Source organism: Plantactinospora sp. DSM 117369 (genome assembly GCF_053764795.1).
Map to the genome: position 1 here is coordinate 15,468 of NZ_CM132446.1, position 18,951 is coordinate 34,418.

14 protein-coding genes, 2 tRNA genes and 1 pseudogene are annotated in these 18,951 nt (G+C 71.9%); 8 read left to right on the forward strand and 9 right to left on the reverse strand.

Going from position 1 to position 18,951, the window contains the following annotated elements; all coding sequences use genetic code 11:
- Positions 1-14 precede the first annotated feature (14 nt).
- From ACSMXO_RS00055 to ACSMXO_RS00070, 4 genes are all read left to right on the forward strand, one after another.
- Positions 15-88 (forward strand) — tRNA-Ile (locus tag ACSMXO_RS00055).
- A gap of 42 nt (positions 89-130) precedes the next feature.
- Positions 131-259, forward strand: coding sequence for a DLW-39 family protein (locus ACSMXO_RS00060; protein ID WP_234359542.1), 129 nt, complete (start codon positions 131-133; stop codon positions 257-259).
- Positions 260-303: 44 nt separating this feature from the next.
- Positions 304-379, forward strand: a tRNA-Ala gene (locus tag ACSMXO_RS00065).
- Between the two features lie 259 nt (positions 380-638).
- The gene (locus tag ACSMXO_RS00070; protein WP_346261106.1) at positions 639-896 is read left to right on the forward strand and encodes a hypothetical protein; all 258 of its coding nucleotides are present in this window, start codon (positions 639-641) and stop codon (positions 894-896) included.
- Between the two features lie 15 nt (positions 897-911).
- On the opposite strand, the gene ACSMXO_RS00075 is transcribed toward ACSMXO_RS00070, so the two are convergent.
- From ACSMXO_RS00075 to soxR, 8 genes and pseudogenes are all read right to left on the reverse strand, one after another.
- On the reverse strand, positions 912-1,544 hold the full coding sequence (locus ACSMXO_RS00075; RefSeq protein WP_455416262.1) for a maleylpyruvate isomerase family mycothiol-dependent enzyme: 633 nt from the start codon (positions 1,542-1,544) through the stop codon (positions 912-914).
- A gap of 105 nt (positions 1,545-1,649) precedes the next feature.
- Positions 1,650-2,903: an RNA polymerase sigma factor gene (locus tag ACSMXO_RS00080; RefSeq protein WP_455416263.1), complete on the reverse strand. Its 1,254-nt coding sequence runs from the start codon at positions 2,901-2,903 to the stop codon at positions 1,650-1,652.
- A 15-nt stretch (positions 2,904-2,918) separates the two neighbouring features.
- Complete coding sequence (locus ACSMXO_RS00085) at positions 2,919-3,317, reverse strand: YciI family protein (protein ID WP_346261103.1); 399 nt, start codon at positions 3,315-3,317, stop codon at positions 2,919-2,921.
- A 136-nt stretch (positions 3,318-3,453) separates the two neighbouring features.
- Entirely contained in the window at positions 3,454-5,199 is a 1,746-nt protein-coding gene (locus ACSMXO_RS00090) for a protein kinase domain-containing protein (protein WP_455416264.1), read from the reverse strand.
- Between the two features lie 73 nt (positions 5,200-5,272).
- On the reverse strand, positions 5,273-6,250 hold the full coding sequence (locus ACSMXO_RS00095) for an aldo/keto reductase (RefSeq protein ID WP_455416265.1): 978 nt from the start codon (positions 6,248-6,250) through the stop codon (positions 5,273-5,275).
- Between the two features lie 249 nt (positions 6,251-6,499).
- Positions 6,500-8,413 carry a PPC domain-containing protein gene (locus ACSMXO_RS00100; protein ID WP_455416266.1) on the reverse strand — a complete coding sequence of 638 codons (1,914 nt, stop codon included), beginning with the start codon at positions 8,411-8,413 and terminating at the stop codon, positions 6,500-6,502.
- A 1,644-nt stretch (positions 8,414-10,057) separates the two neighbouring features.
- Entirely contained in the window at positions 10,058-14,605 is a 4,548-nt protein-coding gene (locus ACSMXO_RS00105; protein ID WP_455416267.1) for an HAD-IC family P-type ATPase, read from the reverse strand.
- A gap of 285 nt (positions 14,606-14,890) precedes the next feature.
- Positions 14,891-15,328, reverse strand: a pseudogene (soxR, locus tag ACSMXO_RS00110) (redox-sensitive transcriptional activator SoxR); the annotation flags it as partial.
- Between the two features lie 126 nt (positions 15,329-15,454).
- Here soxR and ACSMXO_RS00115 point away from each other — a divergent pair.
- The 3 genes from ACSMXO_RS00115 (at position 15,455) to ACSMXO_RS00125 (ending at position 16,893) form a co-directional block, all read left to right on the forward strand.
- Positions 15,455-16,033 carry an exonuclease gene (locus ACSMXO_RS00115; RefSeq protein ID WP_455416268.1) on the forward strand — a complete coding sequence of 193 codons (579 nt, stop codon included), beginning with the start codon at positions 15,455-15,457 and terminating at the stop codon, positions 16,031-16,033.
- Between the two features lie 30 nt (positions 16,034-16,063).
- On the forward strand, positions 16,064-16,258 hold the full coding sequence (locus ACSMXO_RS00120; protein WP_318399774.1) for a hypothetical protein: 195 nt from the start codon (positions 16,064-16,066) through the stop codon (positions 16,256-16,258).
- Between the two features lie 83 nt (positions 16,259-16,341).
- A complete protein-coding gene (locus tag ACSMXO_RS00125; RefSeq protein WP_455419449.1) occupies positions 16,342-16,893 on the forward strand; it encodes a YbaK/EbsC family protein in 552 nt (183 codons plus the stop codon).
- Here ACSMXO_RS00125 and ACSMXO_RS00130 read toward each other — a convergent pair.
- Positions 16,822-17,145, reverse strand: a complete 324-nt coding sequence (locus ACSMXO_RS00130) for a hypothetical protein (RefSeq protein WP_455416269.1) — start codon at positions 17,143-17,145, stop codon at positions 16,822-16,824. The genes ACSMXO_RS00125 and ACSMXO_RS00130 overlap by 72 nt on opposite strands.
- Positions 17,146-17,860: 715 nt before the next feature.
- Here ACSMXO_RS00130 and ACSMXO_RS00135 point away from each other — a divergent pair.
- Positions 17,861-18,943 carry a helix-turn-helix domain-containing protein gene (locus ACSMXO_RS00135; protein WP_346261096.1) on the forward strand — a complete coding sequence of 361 codons (1,083 nt, stop codon included), beginning with the start codon at positions 17,861-17,863 and terminating at the stop codon, positions 18,941-18,943.
- Positions 18,944-18,951 lie beyond the last annotated feature (8 nt).

Genomic DNA, 18,951 nt, shown 5'->3' on the forward strand with positions numbered 1-18,951 from the left:
GCTCGTCGCAACGGGGGGCTATAGCTCAGTCGGTTAGAGCGCAGAGCTGATAACTCTGAGGTCGATGGTTCGATTCCATCTAGCCCCACTTCATACCGTCCGACGGCTCGTCGAGCGTGAGGATACGTCCATGTTGAAGAAGATCCTGCTCGTTGTCGGCGTGGTGGGCGTCGCGGCCCTCGTCTACAAGAAGGTCAGGGAATCCAACGACGAGCGCGCCCTCTGGCACGAGGCCACCACCGCACCCGACCTGAGGTAGGGCGTCGACTGGACTGCCATCCCCGGGACGGCATCGTCCCGCCCGGGGCCGTAGCTCAACTGGCAGAGCACTGCCTTTGCAAGGCAGGGGTTAGGGGTTCGAGTCCCCTCGGCTCCACCAGCACGAATACCTGTCGACCTCCGGTCCGGGTACGGCCATCTGCACAGCTCGTCTTCGCCGGGCGGAAGTGAACCAGTCCGTGCTCGGCGCGCTGCGGCGCCTGGGGCCGGCATCGGTCAGCCGCTGAGCAGGAGGTTGGCTGCCGAAAGAATCAACCACGGTGGTCGCCCTGGTACACGATGGGTTCATGACGGAATGTCGGCACTGCGGGTCGTCGGTCCCGCTCCGGCGGATGGCTGGGATCGGTGGCCCTACGGCGATGGCCCGTAGGAGGTCCGCCCTCGGCGCTGCCAGCCTCGGCGCATCAGCTGTCGGCGCGCTCGCCGTCGGCGCCGTCGCCGTCGGTGCGCTGGCCATCGGCCGGTTGGTGATCCGTCGCGCCGTCATGCGGGAGGTACGCCTCTACTCGGTACGAGTCGGCCGATTGGAGATCAACGATCTGGTTCTGGCACAGCAGGCGACCGGTACGCGTCCGATCGGGGAGTCCCCTGGTGACGTGGCTGCTCGGGCCGAGTAGACAAGAGCGCGCCGGCTATATGGTGGCGGCGATGCGTTCGGCGCCCCGGCCGGAGAGCGTGGCGAGGCCGGCGGCCCGCCCTGTGGCCAGCATGAGCAGGTCGGCGACGGGTCCGCGTACCTCGTCGGGGCCGTCGCCCGCCGACCAGTCCAGGTCGGTGGCGACCAGCCGGGTGCCCCGGAAGCGCTTGCGGGCACCGTAGAAAGAGCTGCGTCGGGCGTATCCGAGGCCGGCGAGCGCCGGCTCCAGCGGCATCGTCCGGACCCGGCCGAGTGGCCGGGCGATGTCCTGGCCGTGCACCAGCGCGTCGACGAGCGGATCCAGCGGCCCCGACCCGGGAGAACGTCGGCGGGAGCGGGCACTCTCCCGGAACTGGGCGACGAGTTCGGCGGGCCCGAACCGGGCGGCCCGCTCGCGCGCCATCCTGGCCTCCATCCGGTTGAAGCTGCCGCCCGAGCTGATCACGCCGACCAGGAGGTCACGGACGCTGGTCCGGGTGGAGAGCGTCAGGTGCGCCACCACGTCATGCACCGTCCAATCCGGGCAGAGCGAGGTCACCCGCCACTCGTGCTCGTCGAGTCCGTCGAGGAAGTCGGCGAGGCTGAGCCGTTCCGCGACCGTCCACTCGAAGATCTTTTCCGGATCCATCCGCCACTTCCCCCCTCGGGGCGTACGCCTTTCGCAGAGGTCGGAGCGGTCCGTCCCGGCTCGACATGCCGCACGAATCGAATCACCGGAATCTCCGGCCGGGCACTACCGGCCGTCCGGGGTCAGCCGGGTCGCCCGGTTCTGGAGGTACTCCTGTTCGGGCAGGCTGGTGGTCAGCCGGGCAGCCGTCAGATAGCAGCACCGGGCGCCCTCGCGGTCACCGGCCAGCTCCAGCAGGTGGGCCCGGACCGCGTGCAGCCGGTGGTGCCGGGCCACCCGATCGTCGGCGTCGAGCGGTGCGAGGAGAGCCAGTCCGGCCTGCGGACCCTGGGCCATCGCCGCCGCCACGGCGTGGTTGAGCGTCACCATCGGGTTCGGCGCCAGGTGTTCGAGGAGCTGGTAGAGCGCGAGGATCTGCCGCCAATCGGTCTCCTCGGCCCGGTCCGCCTCAGCGTGTACGACGGCGATCGCGGCCTGGAGCTGGTACGGCCCGAGCGGCGCACGGGAGAGCGTACGCGTGATCAGCGCGATCCCCTCGTCGACGTACGCCCGGTTCCACCTGCTCCGATCCTGCTCGGCCAGCGGCACCAGGCCGCCGTCCGGACGGGTACGCGCCGGGCGCCGCGCGTCGGTGAGCAGCATCAGCGCGAGGAGCCCGGCGGCCTCGCCGTCGTCGGGCCGGATCCGGGTGACGGTCCGGGTGAGCCGGATCGCCTCGGCGGCCAGGTCGGCACGGTGCACCTCCGGTCCGGCCGTGGCGGTGTAGCCCTCGTTGAAGATGAGATACAGCACGTGCAGCACCGCCCGGAACCGTTCCGTCCGCTCCGCCTCCGGCGGTGGGTGGAACCGGCCCCCGGCTGCCCTGATCCGCTGCTTGGCGCGGCTGATCCGCTGCGCCATGGTCGGCTCGGGGACGAGGAACGCCCGGGCGATCTCGGCGGTGGTCAGCCCGCCGACGGCCCGCAGGGTCAGCGCGATCTGGGAGGCCGGGGTGAGGCTGGGATGGCAGCAGAGCACCAGCAGGGTCAGCGTGTCGTCCGCACCCCGGAGGTCGGCGGCGTCGGCGGCGGGCGCGAACAGCTCGTCCGGCACGGACCGGGCCGCGACCGTCGCCTCCCGGCGCCGGCGGGCCAGCTCGCTGCGCAGCTCGTCGGTCAGCCGGCGCGAGGCGACCCGAATCAGCCAACCCAGCGGACTCTCCGGTACCCCCGTGCCGGGCCACTGTGTCGCGGCGGCCAGCAGCGCCTCCTGGACGGCGTCCTCGGCAGCCTCGAAGTTCCCGTAGTGCCGGACCAGCGCGGCCAGGGCCCGCGGCGCCAGCCGGCGCAGCAGGTTCTCGGTGCCGTTCTCGGGCCGCACGGCCGGGTCAGGTCCTCACATCTCCTGGCCGGACCGCTCCATGATCGCGCGTACCTCCACGGCGCCGCCGAACCGGGTGTCAGGGAACCGGGCGGCGATCTCCGTCGCCCGTTCCAGGCTCTCGCAGTCGACGATGAAGTACCCGGCGAACTGCTCCTTGGCCTCGACGAACGGACCGTCGGTGACCGCCGGTACGCCGTCGCGTACCCGGACGGTCCGGGTCTGGGCGGGGTCTGGCAGCGCCTCGGCGCCCACCAGCTCACCGGACTCGTGGATCTCCGTGAGCAGCGTCTCGAACTGCCGGGACAGCTCGGCCCGCTCCTCGGGCGACATCGCCAGCGCCTCCGCGGTACGCAGGAAGGTCGGATGCCCCCAGTTCTGCGGGTTGGCGTGGATCAGCAGCATGTACTTCATCCTCGACTCCTCACCTCACAGCCGACCCGGCCACACGGCCCGAGGTCGGCCACCTTCACCCCCGGAGATCGGCGCGGAGCGCCCGGCCTCGACGAATTCTGGCCGATCGGGGTCGGCGGAGTCGGTACGACCGATCTCAGTCGCAGTGCTCGAAGGGACTGTGGTAGCTGACCCCGCCGGCCGACCCGCCCCACCTGACGCAGGTTCCGGCCGCCTTGGCCCGTACCGGGCCCGCGTAGTACTCGTACGCGCCGCCGTCGGTGTGCCGGCTGCCGCCCTGCACCTCCAGGTACGCCGAGACCTGGCTCGCGGTGCCGACCGAACTGGTCTTGATGGCGACCGTGCAGTTGTTGCCGTTGCTGTTGTTGTAGAGCAGATACACCCGGGCCAACTGAGCCCCGTTCGGGCCGTTCAGGGTCGCCGAGTCGATGATCTCGTACCCGCTGCCGCAGACCTTGCCCGCGGTGTGCGGGTTCTTCTCCGGCTCCGGACGGGTGGCGCTGGGCTTCGGGTCCGGCGTGCCGGCACCGCCCGGCTGACCGGGGCGGGCCGCCGCCGAGCGGTCCGGCCCGCCGGGTGTGCTCGCCGACGGGTTCGGCCCGGCGCTCGCGCTGGCCTGGGCCGCCGGCTCGGTCTCGTCGACCCCGGTCCCCGGGTCGCCGCTGGTCGACGTGCCGACCCGTACCCGGTTCTGCGGCCCCGCCGTCGACTCCTCCGGCCCGGGCTGCAGGACCAGCAGCGCGACCAGGCCGACCACCGCGATGGCGACGGTGGCAGCCACCCCGGCCAGTACGGCGGTGCGGCGCCGGTTGCCGCCGGTGGTCGCCGAGTCGACCGGGCCGGGCTCGGCGGGCAGGGTCGGCCCGGTGTGCCCGGGCCCGCCCGGCCAGCCCGGCGGAAACGCCGACGGCGAAACCCCGGCCGGCGACAGCGGTCCGGCTGGCAGCGGCATGGTGGACTGCGGACCGGAGGGCAGCGCCCCGGGTGGCCGCAGCGGCATGGTCGGCTGCGCGGGTGGGCTGGAGGGCAGCGGCACCGTCGAGGAGGACGAGACGGCGTGCCCGGCGGCGCGGGCGGCCTCGGCGAACGCCGCCGCACTCGGGTACCGGTCGGCCGGCTCCTTCGCCAGGGCCCGGTTGATCAGCATCGCCACCGGGGCCGGTACGTCCGGCGGCAGCGCCGGCGGCGCGTCCTGGAGGTGCTGGGTCACGATGTGCAGCGGGTTGCTGCCGGTGAACGGCGGCCGACCGGTCAGGCAGGAGTACGCGACCGCGCCGAGCGCGTAGACGTCGGTCGCCGCCGAGACGGGGCGGCCGGCGATCTGCTCCGGGGCCATGTAGTGCGCCGAGCCCAGCACGATGTTGCTGGCGGTGATGCTGGTCACGTTCGCCGACCGGGCGACCCCGAAGTCGACCAGTACGACGGAACCGTCCGGCTGGACCAGCAGGTTGCTCGGCTTGACGTCCCGGTGCACGATGCTGGCCTGGTGCGCGACGTGCAGTGCCTGCGCGGCCTGGGTCAGCACGGAGAGGGTCTCGGCGACGCCCAGTCGGCCCAGCTCCCTGATCCGCTTCGACAGCGACGTCCCGTCGATGAACTCCATCACCAGGTAGTCCACCCGGCGGCCGTCGACCACCGCGTCCTCGCCGTAGTCGTAGACGCCGACGATGCCGGGGTGCCGCAGCGCGGCCATCAGCCGGGCCTCAGTGCGGAACCGGGTGATGAACTCGGTGTCCGAGACCAGCGCCGGCAGCAGCACCTTCACCGCGACCCGTCGCTTCAGCAGGGTGTCGGTGGCGGACCAGACGTCTCCCATGCCGCCGGTCGCGATCCGGTTGCCGAGCAGGTAGCGGTCGTTGAGCACGACTCCCGGAGACAGCATTCGATCACGGTACCGGTCGCCGGACGGCCGGTCCGGCGGCGGTTACCACCCGGCCCGACCGTCCGGCGACCGGTCAGAAGCCTTCCGGGGCGTGCGGTACGTAGTGCTCGCCGAGCCGGCGCAGCTCGTCCTCGCCGAGCGACAGGTCGACGGCGGCGACCGCGTCGGTGATGTGTTCGGGCTTCGTCGCCCCGACGATCGGGGCGGTCACCGCCGGCTGGTGCAGCAGCCAGGCGAGCGCCACCTGGGCCCGGGGAACCCCGAGCGCGCCGGCCACCTCGGCGACCGCGCCGACCACCCGCCGGTCGGCCTCCTCGGCCTGCTTGTAGAGGGTGCCGCCGAAGTTGTCCGTCTCGCTGCGGGTGGTGGTGACCTCCCAGTCCCGGGTCAGCCGGCCCCGGGCCAACGGGCTCCAGGGCAGCACCCCGACGCCCTGGTCGAGGCAGAACGGAAGCATCTCCCGCTCCTCCTCCCGCATGATCAGGTTGTACTGGTCCTGCATCGAAACGAACCGGGTCCAGCCGTGCAGGTCGGCGGTGTACTGCGCCTGCGCGAACTGCCAGGTCCACATCGAGGAGGCGCCGAGATAGCGCACCTTGCCAGCCCGTACGAGGTCGTGCAGCGCCTCCATCGTCTCCTCGATCGGCACGTCCGGGTCGTACCGGTGGATCTGGTAGAGGTCGATGTAGTCGGTGCCGAGCCGGCGCAGGCTCTCGTCGACCTGGGTGAGGATCGCCGCCCGGGACAGCCCGCCGCCGTTGGGCCCCGGACCCATCCGGCCGTGCACCTTGGTGGCGATGACCACCTCGTCCCGCCGGGCGAACTCGCCGAGCAGCTTTCCGGTGATCTCCTCGCTGGTGCCGAGGGAGTAGACGTTGGCGGTGTCGAAGGTGGTGATCCCGGCCTCGATCGCCTGCCGGACGAACGGCCGCGCCTCGTCCAGCCCGACCGACCAGGGGTGGGTGCCGCGCTGCGGGTCGCCGAAGCTCATGCACCCGAGGACGACGCTCGACACTTCCAGTCCCGAGCCGCCCAGCCGTACGTACCGCATCAGTACTCCTCGCCTCGTCCGTCGTCGTGCGCGACGACCTCGGCACACCGCACCGGCGAGCCGTCGATCACCGGCTCCAGGCAACGTACCGGCGGGCGGGGCGACCGGGGAACCCGCGCGTGACCATGACGGCAGACACCATCGCGATTTCTGCGCCGGCCGGGCCGACCCCCGGACGGCCGGCGGCCCCTCCCGGTCGGGTGTGACCGGGAGGGGCCGCCGTGAACGGTCGACGGTGCTAGTCGGCGCTCACCGGGTGACGCCGAAGACGATCCGGCTGAGGGTGTCCTCGGTGCCGGTGAAGCCCTCGCCCGGGTTGAAGGTGTCCTCGCCGAAGTCGACGTCGGGGTCGTCGGCGGTGCCGCCGACGCCGTCCGGGCCGACTCCGAACATGAGCGGGAAGTTGCCGCCCTGGTCCATCAGGTTGGCGTGGTCGTTGAACTGGTCGACGTGCCAGTCGCCGAAGAAGTGCCCGGCCTCGTGCGCGGTCACGTTGCCCACCGCCTGGCCGACGAAGCCGATCCGGTCACTGGCCCCGGTGAGGTACGTGTTCAGCGACGCATCGTCACCGGCCGGGTCGCTCAGCACGTCCAGCAGCACCAGGGCGGAGTCCTGGGTGCCGAAGTTGCCCGGGTCGATGAACTGGGCGATCCCGATGGTGGGTACGCCCGACTCGTCGATGCTGCCGCCGATGATGATCCGGCTGACGTTCGCCTGCCCGAACGGGTCCGCGTGGTCCCGGCTGTTCAGGATCCGGATGTCGAAGCGCTGGTTGAGACCACTTTCGATCATGTCTCGGCGAAGGTTCTCCCGGACCTCGGCGACGATCGCGTCGATCACCGCGTCCTCGTCGGCGGCGGTCAGCCCCCAGCGGCCGAGGAAGGCACGCATCGGGCTGAGGGTGCGTACGCCCGGGCCGCCGAAGATGGCGGTGTTGATCCGCGCGCCGTCGAAGTCGAGGAAGAGCGTCTGCCGCGGCTGCTGCCCCGGCCGGTACGCCTCGACCGTGATGTCGTACATGCCGTCGCCGAGGTTGACGCCGACGTAGTGCCAGCCGGCCTCGTCGGCCACGTGCTCGGTGACCGCGTTTCCGCCGCCCGGGAGCGGGCTGTTCGGCGGATAGAGGGAGGAGCCGTCCTGGTCGGAGCCGTGCACCTCGTGGCCCTCCGGGTCGTAGACCGTGATCTTGGCGGCCGACCCCTCGACCGAGGCACCGAGTACGTCACCCGGCCGCAGCTTGACGGCGAAGAAGTCGGTGTCCTGCTCGGCGGTCCCGATGGTCACCTGGTACGGCCCCTCGCTGCCGGCACCTGCGCCGCTGGCCGAGTCGAACGGGTCGTCCGGAATCGTCGGGAAGCCGACCACCGCCACGTAGTAGGTGCCGTCGGCGGCGAACTGGTGCACCAGCAGGCTGTCCAGTCCCTCCGGGCTGTCGTCGTTGAGCGCGAGCAACTCGCCCTCCGCGTCGTAGAGCAGCACGACCGAGTCGAGTTCGCCGGCCGGCGTGTCGATGTCGACCGTCAGGGTCCGGCCGGCGGTGCCGGTCACCTCGTAGAAGTCGAAGTCGCCGCTGCCGCTGCCCGCGCTGCCGTGCGGGCCGTCCCCGATCGCCGCCGTGGTGGTGACGGCCTGCTCGGCCGCACCGACCCCGGTCTCGCCGGCCAGCGGGATGGCGCCGTCGTCCTCCGGGTTCGGCTCGATCTCCGTGGCGTCCACTGCCTCCGGAGAGAGGGTGCCGACGATCCGTAGCCGGGGATTGTCCTTGCCTGCCGTACCGAATCCGGTGATCCGCTGCGCGGTGGCCGGGGTGTCGTTGCCGCCCCGGATGCCGGCCGGCTCCTCCTCGTCGGCCAGCACCGGCGCGGCGGCCACCGCCCGCTGCTGCGCCCGCAGCCCGGCCCGCTGGTCGCCCTGCTTCGCCAGCCAGTTCTTCCACCCGACGTAGTCCGCCTTGGCGGGATCCGGCAGCAGCGCGAGGAACGGGTTCGGCCCGGCCGGCCGCTTCGCGGCGCTCGGCTTCACCGTGGCGAGGCCGATGGGCGGGGCGCTGGTGGCAGCGCCGCTGGTGCGCTCGTCGGCACCCGGCCGGGCCTGTGCACCGGTGGGTGTCAACCCTGCGGCCACCAACGTTCCGGCGGCCAGAATGGCGATCGTTCGACGCATATGTCCCCCTCCGTCTGCCATCTCTCGGTGGCCCCCGCCACCGATGGCTACCGTGACGCTACTGATCTCGAAGGGAAATTAATAGAAGTAGCGACATATCTGAGTGTGCCGCCGTGTATCTCAGGGGTGTCGTTCCCACCTGTGGCGGTTCGTTGAGGATCAGCCGCTGTCACAGCTGGCGGGCGGGCGGGCGGTTGGATGCGACCAAGTGTTCGGCGCCTCTTGGGCCCAGCGGCACGCGGGTGCTGGCCAGTGTGGACAGCGGTTCGGCCGCGTACAGCTCGTGAGCCGGAGCCGGGTGCTGGTCAAATTGGGTGCCTGGGTGTAGAGCGGTGGCCAGCGGTCGGGGCACCGGCCGAAAACCGACCGGTACGCTGTCGACGCTGCGGATGTCGCACAGCGCGGCGAGGACCGCTTGCGCGATGATCTTCGCTTACCCGGCGATACGTTTGTGACCAGGCACGTTGTACATCATCCCGACGGACGCAACCTGCGGAGTCCTGCTGTCGGCTCCTCTTGCCGCGCTTCCCGGGCCCGCGATGGAACATTGGGCACAAGGCTTCCGTGTCGTGGTTATACGTCCGGGTGATCTGCAGAAAGAGGCTTTATGAGCAGAAATCTGGTATGACCAAAAAGTAACGTCTACAGCAGAGAGAAGCGCCTTCATCACTGTTGGTGATGGAGCTGTCAGGTGAGTTGTCGATGTAGGCCGTCGCAAGCCGTCGCTCGGGACCGGCTCGAACATGAACATCTACCAGGATCTACACATGCGACGGCGCGCGAGCCCAACTCTCGCGACTGGTCCACGTAGAAAACGTTGTTACGGCCTACCGCGAGACGGCAGCGGACCTAGCGTCACCGCTGTGTGGTTGCGGCGCCGCAAAGCGGCTTCCTCTTTCCCTGGCTATGGGCCATGATCTGTTGCGGCAGATGCCTCCCGATGTCGCATTCCCTCGGGCGGCAATGGAGTGACTGCCGGTCGAAGTAAGCATCGACCTGACAGTGTTTCCTTCCATCCGACAGGAGATTGTGTGGTGCCCAAGAACTCCCGAGCACGCAAGCTGTGCATGCCGAAGAGATTCCTGGCGGGACTGCTGACGGCATTTCTAGCCACCGCCGGCATCAGCGTAGTAACCGCCGCACCGGCGTTTGCTGATCCTTACTGGCAAACCTACTCCAAAACGGGGACCTGGCACTGCGGGGAGTATGTGACCTGGGGTGATGTCGGGCAGTTGTGGGAACAGAACGCAGCCGAGGCGTGCATTGTAGTAAATGGCAACCTGACGCAAGCTGTCGTCATTGCACATAACTACGGTCCGGGAGGGAATGATATTTGGGCCGAGGAGGTTAAACTATGGAAAGATGGCAGCCTCATATATAATCGATTCTGTTACGTCAGTTGGTTGAATACCGGAGCCTCGCGAGCATGCATGGCTCCGACTAATTCCTATCCATGCACAAGCAACGTCCAGGCGCAAATAACTATGCACCACGGGACGTATGTAAAGAACCTGTGGAGCCCGACAACAAGGATGTGTACGACCTAGCATAGGAGGCTACCTGAGACCGCCTAATCGCATCTGATCGAACAGGCGGCGGTCGAAGAAAGCCGTAGTACCGGTTACCACGGAAGGTCGGCCCGGCTCAGCCGCCGGGTCGGCTGGCGCCGGTGGTGCCGTCGTGATTCGCGGCGGTGCCACCGGCCGGCGCCGTGCCGCCGGTTCCGTCGGGATGCTTGATCCCGTTGGCGTGTCCGTCGGCGGCCGGTGGGGCGATCAGCCGGTCGACGGCGGTGTTGGTGAGGGTGGCGCTCAGCGCGCTGCCGGCGGCGATCCCCCAGCCGACCGGCCCGAGCGGGGTGCAGCCGAAGAACTGGCTCAGCCCCGGGGTCTGGATCACCCCGGCGAGGACCGCCAGCGAGACCACGGTCGAGGCCAGCACACTCGGACTCGCTCCACCGTCCAGCAGGGTCTGGCCGAGCTGGGTACCGACCAGCGAGGCGAGCGCGACCGTCCCGGCCCGGCGGCGGGTGCCGGTGTAGCGGGCCAGGGTCCAGCCGGTGGTCGCACCGAGGGTCGTGGTACCGGCCCGGAGCGCGATCTCCCGGGTGAGGGTGGCGCCGAGGGAGGTCTCCGGCCCCTCGGTGAGCAGGCCGTCCATGCTCTCCTTCCGGGGCGCCCGGACCGCGATCGCCATCGCCGGCGCCAGGTCGGTGAGCAGGTTGACCAGCAGCATCTGCCGGCCGTTCAGCGCGGACCGGCCGGTCAGCGCGGCGGTGAGCACGCTGAACGCGATCTCGCCGAGGTTGCCGCCGACCAGGATGCTCAGCGCGTGCCGTACCGAGGACCACATCGCGCGCCCCTCGACCAGGGTGGCGATGATCGTTTCGAGCCGGTCGTCGGTGACCACCAGGTCGGCGGCGGCCCGGGCGGCCGGGGTGCCCCGCTGGCCGAGCGCGATGCCGACGTCGGCGAGCCGGATCGCGGGCGCGTCGTTGGCACCGTCCCCGGTCATCGCCACCGTACGGCCGCACTTCTGCAACGCCCGGATGATCCGTACCTTGTGCGTCGGCGTGCACCGGGCGACCACGTCGGTCCGGGCCAGCCGCTCGGCGAGAGCGTCGTCGTCGAGCCGGTCGAGCTCGGTGGCGGTGACCACCCGCTGGTCGGTGCCGTCGGTGCTGATGATCGCGGCGATCGCCTCGGCGGTGGCCGGATGGTCACCGGTGATCATGATGGTGTGCACCCCGGCCTGCCGGATCCGGCGTACTGCCGGGGCGGCGCTCTGGCGCACCCCGTCGGAGAGGGCCAGGAAGCCGACGAAGGTCAGCTCCTCGACGTCGGCCTCGGTGACCGTGTCGCCGGGCAGTTCCCGCTCGGCCACCGCGAGTACCCGCTGCCCGGCCCCGGCGTGCCGGTCCAACGTCTCCTGGACGGCCCGCCGGCCGGCCTCGTCCAGGTCCCGGTCGCCGTGCCGGGTGCACCGGGGCAGGATCGTCTCCGGGGCGCCCTTGACGCTCAGCAGGTGGTGCCCCCGATGCCGGCCGACCGTGGCGTGGTAGCCCCGGGACGGCTCGAACGGCAGCGCGTGCTCCTGCTGCCAGGGGTGCGTCCGGGTGCCGGTGCCGACGCCGGCCCGGCGAGCGCCGGTCAGCACCGCCCGGTCGGTCTGCTGATTGACCTCCTCCGGGCGGTCGGCCGCCGGGGTGGCCCGCAGCGCCGCCGCGAGTACGCCACGCAGCGGCTTGTCCAGCGCGTCGAGGTCGGCGTACCGCTCGCCGTCGCCGACTCCGGCCAGCATCAGCTCGCCCTCGGTCAGGGTGCCGGTCTTGTCGAAGCAGAGCACGTCGACCCGGCCCAGCGCCTCGATGGTGCGCGGGTTGCGGACCAGCGCGCCGTGTTCGGCCAGCCGGCGCGCGGCCGCCAACTGCGCGGCGCTGACCAGGAACGGCAACCCCTCCGGTACGGAGGCGACCGCGAGGTTGGCGGCGGTGCCGGCCGACTCCACCAGTGGTACGCCCCGGAGCAGCCCGGCCCCGGCGACCGCCACCGCCGAACTCGCGGCGAGCGGGATCGACAGCTTGGTCAGCCGGCCGAGCCGGGCCTCGACCCCGCTGGTCGGGGCGGCCTCGCCGGCCAGCGCCATGCCCCGGCCGACCTCGGTGTCCGCCCCGGTCGCCACCACCACGGCGAGGCCCCGCCCGGCGGCGACGGTGGTCCCCTCGTAGAGCATCGATCGGCGGTCCGCGACCGTGCCGGCCACCACCGGCTGGCTGGTCTTCGCCACCGGCAGCGACTCCCCGGTCACCGACGACTCGTCGGTTTCCAGGCCGACCGCCTCGACCACCCGGCAGTCGGCCGGCACGGCGTCACCCGGGTCGAGCGCCACGATGTCGCCGGGGACCAGTTCGCCGGCGGCGACGACCCGCTCGGTGCCGTCCCGCCGGACCCGGGCGGTCACCGCCGACCGGGACAGCAGTTCGGCCAGCGACCGTTCGGTGGAGACCCGGTGCGCGGCGCCGATCAGCGCGGTCAGCCCGATCACCCCGCCGACCAGCGCGGCGTCCGCGATCGAGCCGACCGCGGCGGAGAGCCCGGCACCGCCGGCCAGCACCGGGGTGAGCGGGTTCGCCAGCTCCTCGACGAACGCCCGGGGCAGGTCGAGGGTGTCGGCCGGGCCGGTCGCCGCCGTCCGGCCGCGCCGCCCGACCTCCTCGGTGGAGAGGCCCGCCTGGTCAGTGCCGAGCCTCTCCAGCACGGTGCGTACCGGCATCAGGTGCCAGGGCGTCGGCGGGGCCGCGGTCGAGGTACGCCGCTGCGGCAGCCGGCCCGCCCGCCAGACGCCGTGCCCGATCGCCAGTCCAGCGGCGGCGTTGACCGCCGCCATGGCCCGGGCCGGCAGTTGCGCCGGTGCCGCGGTGAACGCCGCCACCGCGCCGAGCCCGCTGCCTCCGGCGGCCAGCGCGATGCTCTGCCGGGCCACCGTACGGGCCAGTCCGGCGGCCTCGACCACCAGCGCCGCCACCCCGAGGTCGGAGCCGACCAGCAGGTGGGCGCCCCACGGCGGCGGCTCGTCGGTGTGCCACATCCCGAGTCCGCAGTCGGCGGCGGCCAGCGCACGAGGATCGCTGGAGACCAGGGCGACCATCGCCCCCTCGGACTGCAACGACCGGATCGACCCGGCAAGTCGTGGCCCGCCGGGCAGGTGCCCGTCCGCGAAGTCGTGGTCGTCACCGTCACCATCACCGTCGACGGCGACCAGCAGGCGCAGGCCGGCCCGCCGGGCCGCGGCCGGCAGCGCGTCGATTCCGGGGGCGGGTTCGGCGGCCACCCGGACCACCGCCGCGAGCCGGCCGTCGGCGGTCAGGCCGAGCAGGGTGCCACCGTCGGGGCGGAGCCGTGCGATCTGCTCGGCACCGACCCCGGCGGGCAGCCGCAGCGCGTCGAGCGGGCCGAGGGTCCAGCCGTCGGCGTCGCGTACCCGGTCCGGGTCCTCCGGGTCGAAGAGGTCGAAGGCCCGTCCCGCCGCCTCCTCGGCATCGACATCGGGCAGCGGTAACAGGTCGGTGAGGACGCCCCGAGCGGAACGCAGCGCGGCGGCGTCCAGCACCAACACGTCGAGGCGCTCCAGTTCGCGCAGCACCGTACGGTCCATGGCGATCACGCCCCGGCGGGCGAGCAGCCAGCCGAGCCGGGCCGCGTACGCCTCCCGGCCGGCGACGGCCGCGCTCGGGATGCTGGCCAGGGCCAACGCGGCCGCCCGCTTGCGGCCGGCCATCCAGAGTGCGGCGGCGCCGGCGACGGTGCCGGATTCGAGCACCCGGGCCAGGTACCGCTCGACCGGGCCGTCCGGCTTCGGGCGTGGTCGCTCGTCCGGCGGCGGTGCCGCCCGGGCCCGTTCCGGGGTGCCGGCGAGCAGCGGCTCGGTCTTTTCCCAGGCGGCCAACTGGGCCCGGGCCTCGCCCCACTGCAGGACCCGCTGGGCGCCGTCGAGCAGGATTCCGGCCCAGCCGCCGGTCAGACCCTGAGCCAGCACGGTGGCGAGCGGCAGCCAGGAGTCGGCCCGCTGGTCGCCGCGCAGCCCCCGTCCGGCCAGCGCGTGCAGCCTCGGGTGCAGGTCAACCGCGCGGAGCAGGCCGGCGAGTTCGCCCGGTGCCCGGGTGAACGGCATGATCCGGACCGCCGCGGACAGGCCGAGCCCGAACGCGTCCGTGGCGATCCTGGTCATTGCCCGCCGGGTCCGCGGGCCCTCCTCCGGGGGATGCGGTTCCGCGCAGTCCGGGTCGGGCTCCCGTCCGTCGGTACGCTCCACCGCGGCGATCACCGCGATCAGCTCCCGCAGTCGCGGCGCGGGCGGGCCGACCGCCACCACCACCCGCCCGGAGGGGGCGTTGATCCGGGCCCACTCGACCCCGGGCACCTCCTCCAGTGCCTGTTCGATTTGTTTGCCCAGCCGTTCACCGCCGGGCTGGGCGATCCCGCGCACCTCGATGTGGTGCCGGCCGGGCCGGGACCAGACCGCCCGGCGATCGAGTCCGGCGGCCCGGGCCGCCCGGGTCACCATCGACTCGGCGTTGTGCGCGACTCCGGCGACGAGTTGCGGCACGCTGCGCGGCGAGAGGGCTTCGGGCAGGGTGGGCAGGTGGACGCGGCGCAGGTCCACGCCGGGAATCCTCAACCCGAGTCGCGTCATCGACCGGAGCCGCCGGCTGGCCGGCCGCTCCGCCCGGCGGCGGGGCGGCTGTCGCTGGCCGCACTCGGGTACCGCATCTCACCCTCCCAGAGCCGTAGATCGGCCCTGCGTTCCCGGTCAGCGCGGCCTTATACCCTATTCCGGCATGAAATCTCCCTGCCGTCAGACCTGGGCCATCGCGGGGCCGGCGGAGTCCTCCGGGGTGCAGACGTCCGGTCCGCCGCAGGTCCCGCCCAGGGCGTCGACCGGGCCCTCGGGTGCGGGTGCCGGCCCGGTGAGGCCGGCGAGCAGGTGGCGCGGCCCCGGGCCGGTGCTGGCCATCACGTCGTCGGGGTTGGAGAGCGCACACCGGTCCAGGGACAGGCAGCCGCAGCCTATGCAGTCGGAGAGGTCGTCGCGGAGCCGTTGCAGGGCGACGATTCGCTCGTCGAGCTGGCCGCGCCAGTTCGCCGAGAGCCGGGCCCAGTCCGCCCGGGTGGGTGTGCGCTCCTCGGGCAGGCTGGCCAGGGCCTCCCGGATCTGGGCCAGCGGCACACCGACCCGCTGGGCGAACCGGATGAAGGCGACCCGGCGCAGGATGTCGCGGCCGTAGCGGCGCTGGTTACCGCTGGTCCGGGTACTGGTGATCAGCCCCTTGGCCTCGTAGAAGTGCAGGGCCGAGACGGCGACACCACTGCGCTCGGCGAGCTGTCCGACGGTGAGGGTGTGTGCGGGTTCGGTCACAGGTCGAGGGTATCCCCGAATACCTCAACTATTGTTCAGGTGTGGCGTGTCCCGCAGTCGGGTCGCCCGTTGGCTTCCGGCCGGAATTCGGTGGACCGCTCCGGCCGGGCACCGGAAGCTGGTCCCGTGGCTGATCTTCCCGAGCTGTACGTCGCGGTCGACGTCGAGGCGGACGGGCCGATCCCCGGGCCGTACAGCATGATCTCGCTGGGCATGGCGGTGGCCGGGCGCCCCGAGCTGGCCTTCTACACCGAACTGCGCCCGATCTCCGACGAGTTCGTGCCGCAGGCGCTCGCCGTCTCCGGCCTGGACCGGGAGCGCCTGCTCCGGGAGGCGCCGCCGGCCGAGGTGGCGATGACTGCGGCGGCGAGGTGGGTGAACGGGCTGCGCAAACAGGGCCGGCCGGTCTTCCTGGCCGCTCCCGCCGTCTGGGACGGGATGTTCGTGCACTGGTACTTCGTCCGGTTCACCGGCCGGAGCCCGTTCGGAGCGACCGGTTCCGGAGTGGACCTGCGCAGCTACTGGATGGGACGGACCGGCAGCGAGTGGGCCGGTACGCACAAGGGCAGGATCAAGCACGCCCTCGGGCTGACCGGGATCCCGCACACCCACCACGCGGGCGAGGACGCGGCGGAGCTGGCCCAGGTCTTCGACGCCGTACTGCGGCACCACCCGAGCGGGCGATCGCGTCCGGAAAGCGAATAATTTCCAGCTTCGGCGCCTAGGCTCGAACGCATGATCTACATGGCTCTGGCCGCGATGATGTACGTCTGCGGCTTCGTCTTCCTCTACGGCGTGGTCCGGTTCGCCGTCCGGCACGCCATCGAGGACGTCGAGCTGCAGCGGGAGCGGGCCGCCCAGGCACCCGAACGGGACCGGCTCCGCGAGCGCACCCTGGTGCCGGACAACGCCTTCCTCGCCGGTAGCTGACCGGCGTCACCGCCGTCGGTCGACGCACCGGCACGCGGGCGGTGTGCCTGGCCGGGGCGGGCGGTGCGAGGATCACGGGCGTGATGGGAACCCTGAAGACGGAGCCGGCCCGGACCCGCCAGGACCTGCTCGCCCCGCCGGTCACCGAGGCCCTGCACCGCTGGCCCGCCGACTCGCCGGTCGGCGTGGACGACATCCTGGTCGCACCGATCGACGCCACTCTGGCCGACACCGCCGCCTTCTGCGCCGCGTACGACGTCGGGCTGGACGTGTCGGCGAACTGCGTGGTGGTGGCCGGCAAGCGGGAGGGGGCGGTCCGGTACGCCGCCTGCGTCGTACTGGCCACCACCCGGGCCGACGTGAACGGGGTGGTGCGCCGCCACCTCGACGTACGCAAGGCGAGCTTCGCCCCGATGGCCGAGGCCGTCGAGCTGACCGGCATGGAGTACGGCGGCATCACCCCGATCGGGCTGCCCGGCCAGTGGCCGATCCTGGTCGACTCGCGAGTGGTCGGCACGCCGTACGTGATCGTCGGGTCCGGCGTCCGGCACAGCAAGATCGCGCTACCCGGTGCCGCCCTCGGGCTCCTGCCGAACGCCGAGGTCGTCGAGGGGCTTGCCCGGGAGGTCGGCTGACGGCTGCCCCGACCGGTCGGCCGGCTTCGGTCTGGACGGCTCGGCCCGCTTCGGCCTGGACGGCTCGGCCGGCTCCAGGTCGGCCGGCTCGGTCGAGCGGTCCGGCCAGCAGGTCCGGCATCCGCAGAGGACGATCCGGATCTGGCCGGTGCCGGAGACCAGGCGTACCTGCCCGGGGCAGTGGTGGGGCGGTGCGGTCACCGGCGGGCGCAGCGCGAGCGCGCAGGGTAGGCACAGCGTCGTCTCGCTCATCCGGGACACTCCCCTTCGCCCCCGTCGACCGGCTCGCCGCCGGTCACCCCCGTCCAGGGGCAGCACAGCTGTCGATGTCTACCACATCGGCAACCGCATGTGCGGGTACGAATGGATCGTTCACCATTTCTAAATAACCGCGTACCTTCGCCGGTGCCCGGCAACCCGGCGGTTTGCGGATAGACGACCGCCGGGGTCGCGGCCGGTGTGCGATCAGGATGAGTGAACCTATTCAGCCGGACGGCGCGGCGGTTCGCCCGGCTTTTCACCTGCGGCGCCGACGGACCGCAAGGGGAGGTTGAGGGGGTTCGGCGCACGCCTCGGGTAGCACCCCAACCGCACTGGCGAGTCGCCTCCTGAGCTGCCCGGGAAGGTGCGGCGGTCGCCGGCACGACCGCCGCACCCGGTGGGGCGCTTGCCCGCTTCCCAGGGGGAAGAGAGCGGGTACGCGCCCCGGTCCCGCGCGGACCGATCACGAGCCGACCTGGAGGCCGACGAGGTCGAGCCGTGTCATACCCGCGGGCCGTGGAACTCCCGTCCCGGCACCGATCCCGAGGTCATCCCAGGCTTACGTTCTGGGCCCGGAAGCGGTAGAACATTGATCGGTGCCACATCGAACTGGAGCGATCCACATCCCCACATTCCCGTAATCAGAGAACTACCGATAGTAGGCGCGGTTTTCAGGTGTTTTCCGGAGCGCACAGGCGGTAGACGGATGGATCACGTCGGCGCAAGGCTGAGGGTGGCGCGTACGGACGCCCAGGTCACCCTGACCCAGATGGCGGCCCGTACCAACTACAGCAAAAGTCATCTGTGCAACGTCGAGCTCGGCAAGCGACCGGCCACCCCGGACCTGGTCCTCGCCTACGAGCGGGTGTTGGGAGACAGCGTGAACCGCAGAGGTGCCCTCGCGCTCGCCGCGACCGTCGTCGTCTCCTCCGCCGTGGCCGAGCTGGTCCAGCACGGGTTCGCCGCCGCCATCGGGCCACGTCGGGACGTCGACGAGTGGGTCGCCCGGGCCGAGGCGTACGGGCAGGACTACATGTCGCTCGGCGCCGCCGAGTTGCAGGCCAGGCTCGCCGCCGACCTGGTGGTGCTGCAACAGGAGCTGGACAGTCCACACCTGTGGGGCGTGGCCGCCCGGTTGATGACGGTGCACGGCAAGACCCTGCCCGGCAACGACGGTGGCCGGGGCGCGATCCGGTCGTACGAGATGGCGGCGATCGCGGCGGACCGTTCCGGCGACCTGGAGACCCGGGTCTGGGTACGCGGCCGTGCCGCCCTGGCGCTGGCGTACGAGGGGGCGCACCTGCCGGTCGCCGCCCGCCTCGCCGAGCAGGCCGTCGCGCTCTCCGACCGGCCGACCCTGGGACGGTTGAACGCGCTGACCGCGCAGGCGCACGTCGCCGCCTGCCGGGGCGACGCCGCCACCGGGCTGGCCAGGCTGGACGACGCCCGCCGGGTCTTCGACACCGCCGGCAGCTCCGAGCAGATCTCCGACTTCGCGGTGCCGCGGTGGAGGTTCCACACCTTCGAGTCGATGCTGCTGTCCCGGCTCGGCCACCCCGGAGCGGTGGCCGCACAGGACGCGGCGGACCGCATCCGCCCGGACAGTCTGCCCCGGTTCGCCACCCACATCGAACTGCACCGGGGGCTGATGATGGCCTCCGCCGGAGATGCGGCCGGCGGTCTCGGCCACGCCCGGCGGGCGCTCGACCGGTTGCCGCCGGAGCGGCACAGCCTGTCGCTGCGGCTGATGCTGGCCGAGGTGGAACGGGCGGCCGGAGCGGCGCACTGACGGACCGC

Coding starts and splice junctions, on each gene's coding strand:
- ACSMXO_RS00060 (WP_234359542.1), top strand. CDS start 131: ATGTTGAAGAAGATCCTGCTCGTTGTCGGCGTGGTGGGCGTCGCGGCC.
- ACSMXO_RS00070 (WP_346261106.1), top strand. CDS start 639: ATGGCCCGTAGGAGGTCCGCCCTCGGCGCTGCCAGCCTCGGCGCATCA.
- ACSMXO_RS00075 (WP_455416262.1), bottom strand. CDS start 1,544: ATGGATCCGGAAAAGATCTTCGAGTGGACGGTCGCGGAACGGCTCAGC.
- ACSMXO_RS00085 (WP_346261103.1), bottom strand. CDS start 3,317: ATGAAGTACATGCTGCTGATCCACGCCAACCCGCAGAACTGGGGGCAT.
- ACSMXO_RS00090 (WP_455416264.1), bottom strand. CDS start 5,199: ATGCTGTCTCCGGGAGTCGTGCTCAACGACCGCTACCTGCTCGGCAAC.
- ACSMXO_RS00095 (WP_455416265.1), bottom strand. CDS start 6,250: ATGCGGTACGTACGGCTGGGCGGCTCGGGACTGGAAGTGTCGAGCGTC.
- ACSMXO_RS00100 (WP_455416266.1), bottom strand. CDS start 8,413: ATGCGTCGAACGATCGCCATTCTGGCCGCCGGAACGTTGGTGGCCGCA.
- ACSMXO_RS00105 (WP_455416267.1), bottom strand. CDS start 14,605: ATGACGCGACTCGGGTTGAGGATTCCCGGCGTGGACCTGCGCCGCGTC.
- ACSMXO_RS00120 (WP_318399774.1), top strand. CDS start 16,064: ATGATCTACATGGCTCTGGCCGCGATGATGTACGTCTGCGGCTTCGTC.
- ACSMXO_RS00125 (WP_455419449.1), top strand. CDS start 16,342: ATGGGAACCCTGAAGACGGAGCCGGCCCGGACCCGCCAGGACCTGCTC.
- ACSMXO_RS00130 (WP_455416269.1), bottom strand. CDS start 17,145: ATGAGCGAGACGACGCTGTGCCTACCCTGCGCGCTCGCGCTGCGCCCG.
- ACSMXO_RS00135 (WP_346261096.1), top strand. CDS start 17,861: ATGGATCACGTCGGCGCAAGGCTGAGGGTGGCGCGTACGGACGCCCAG.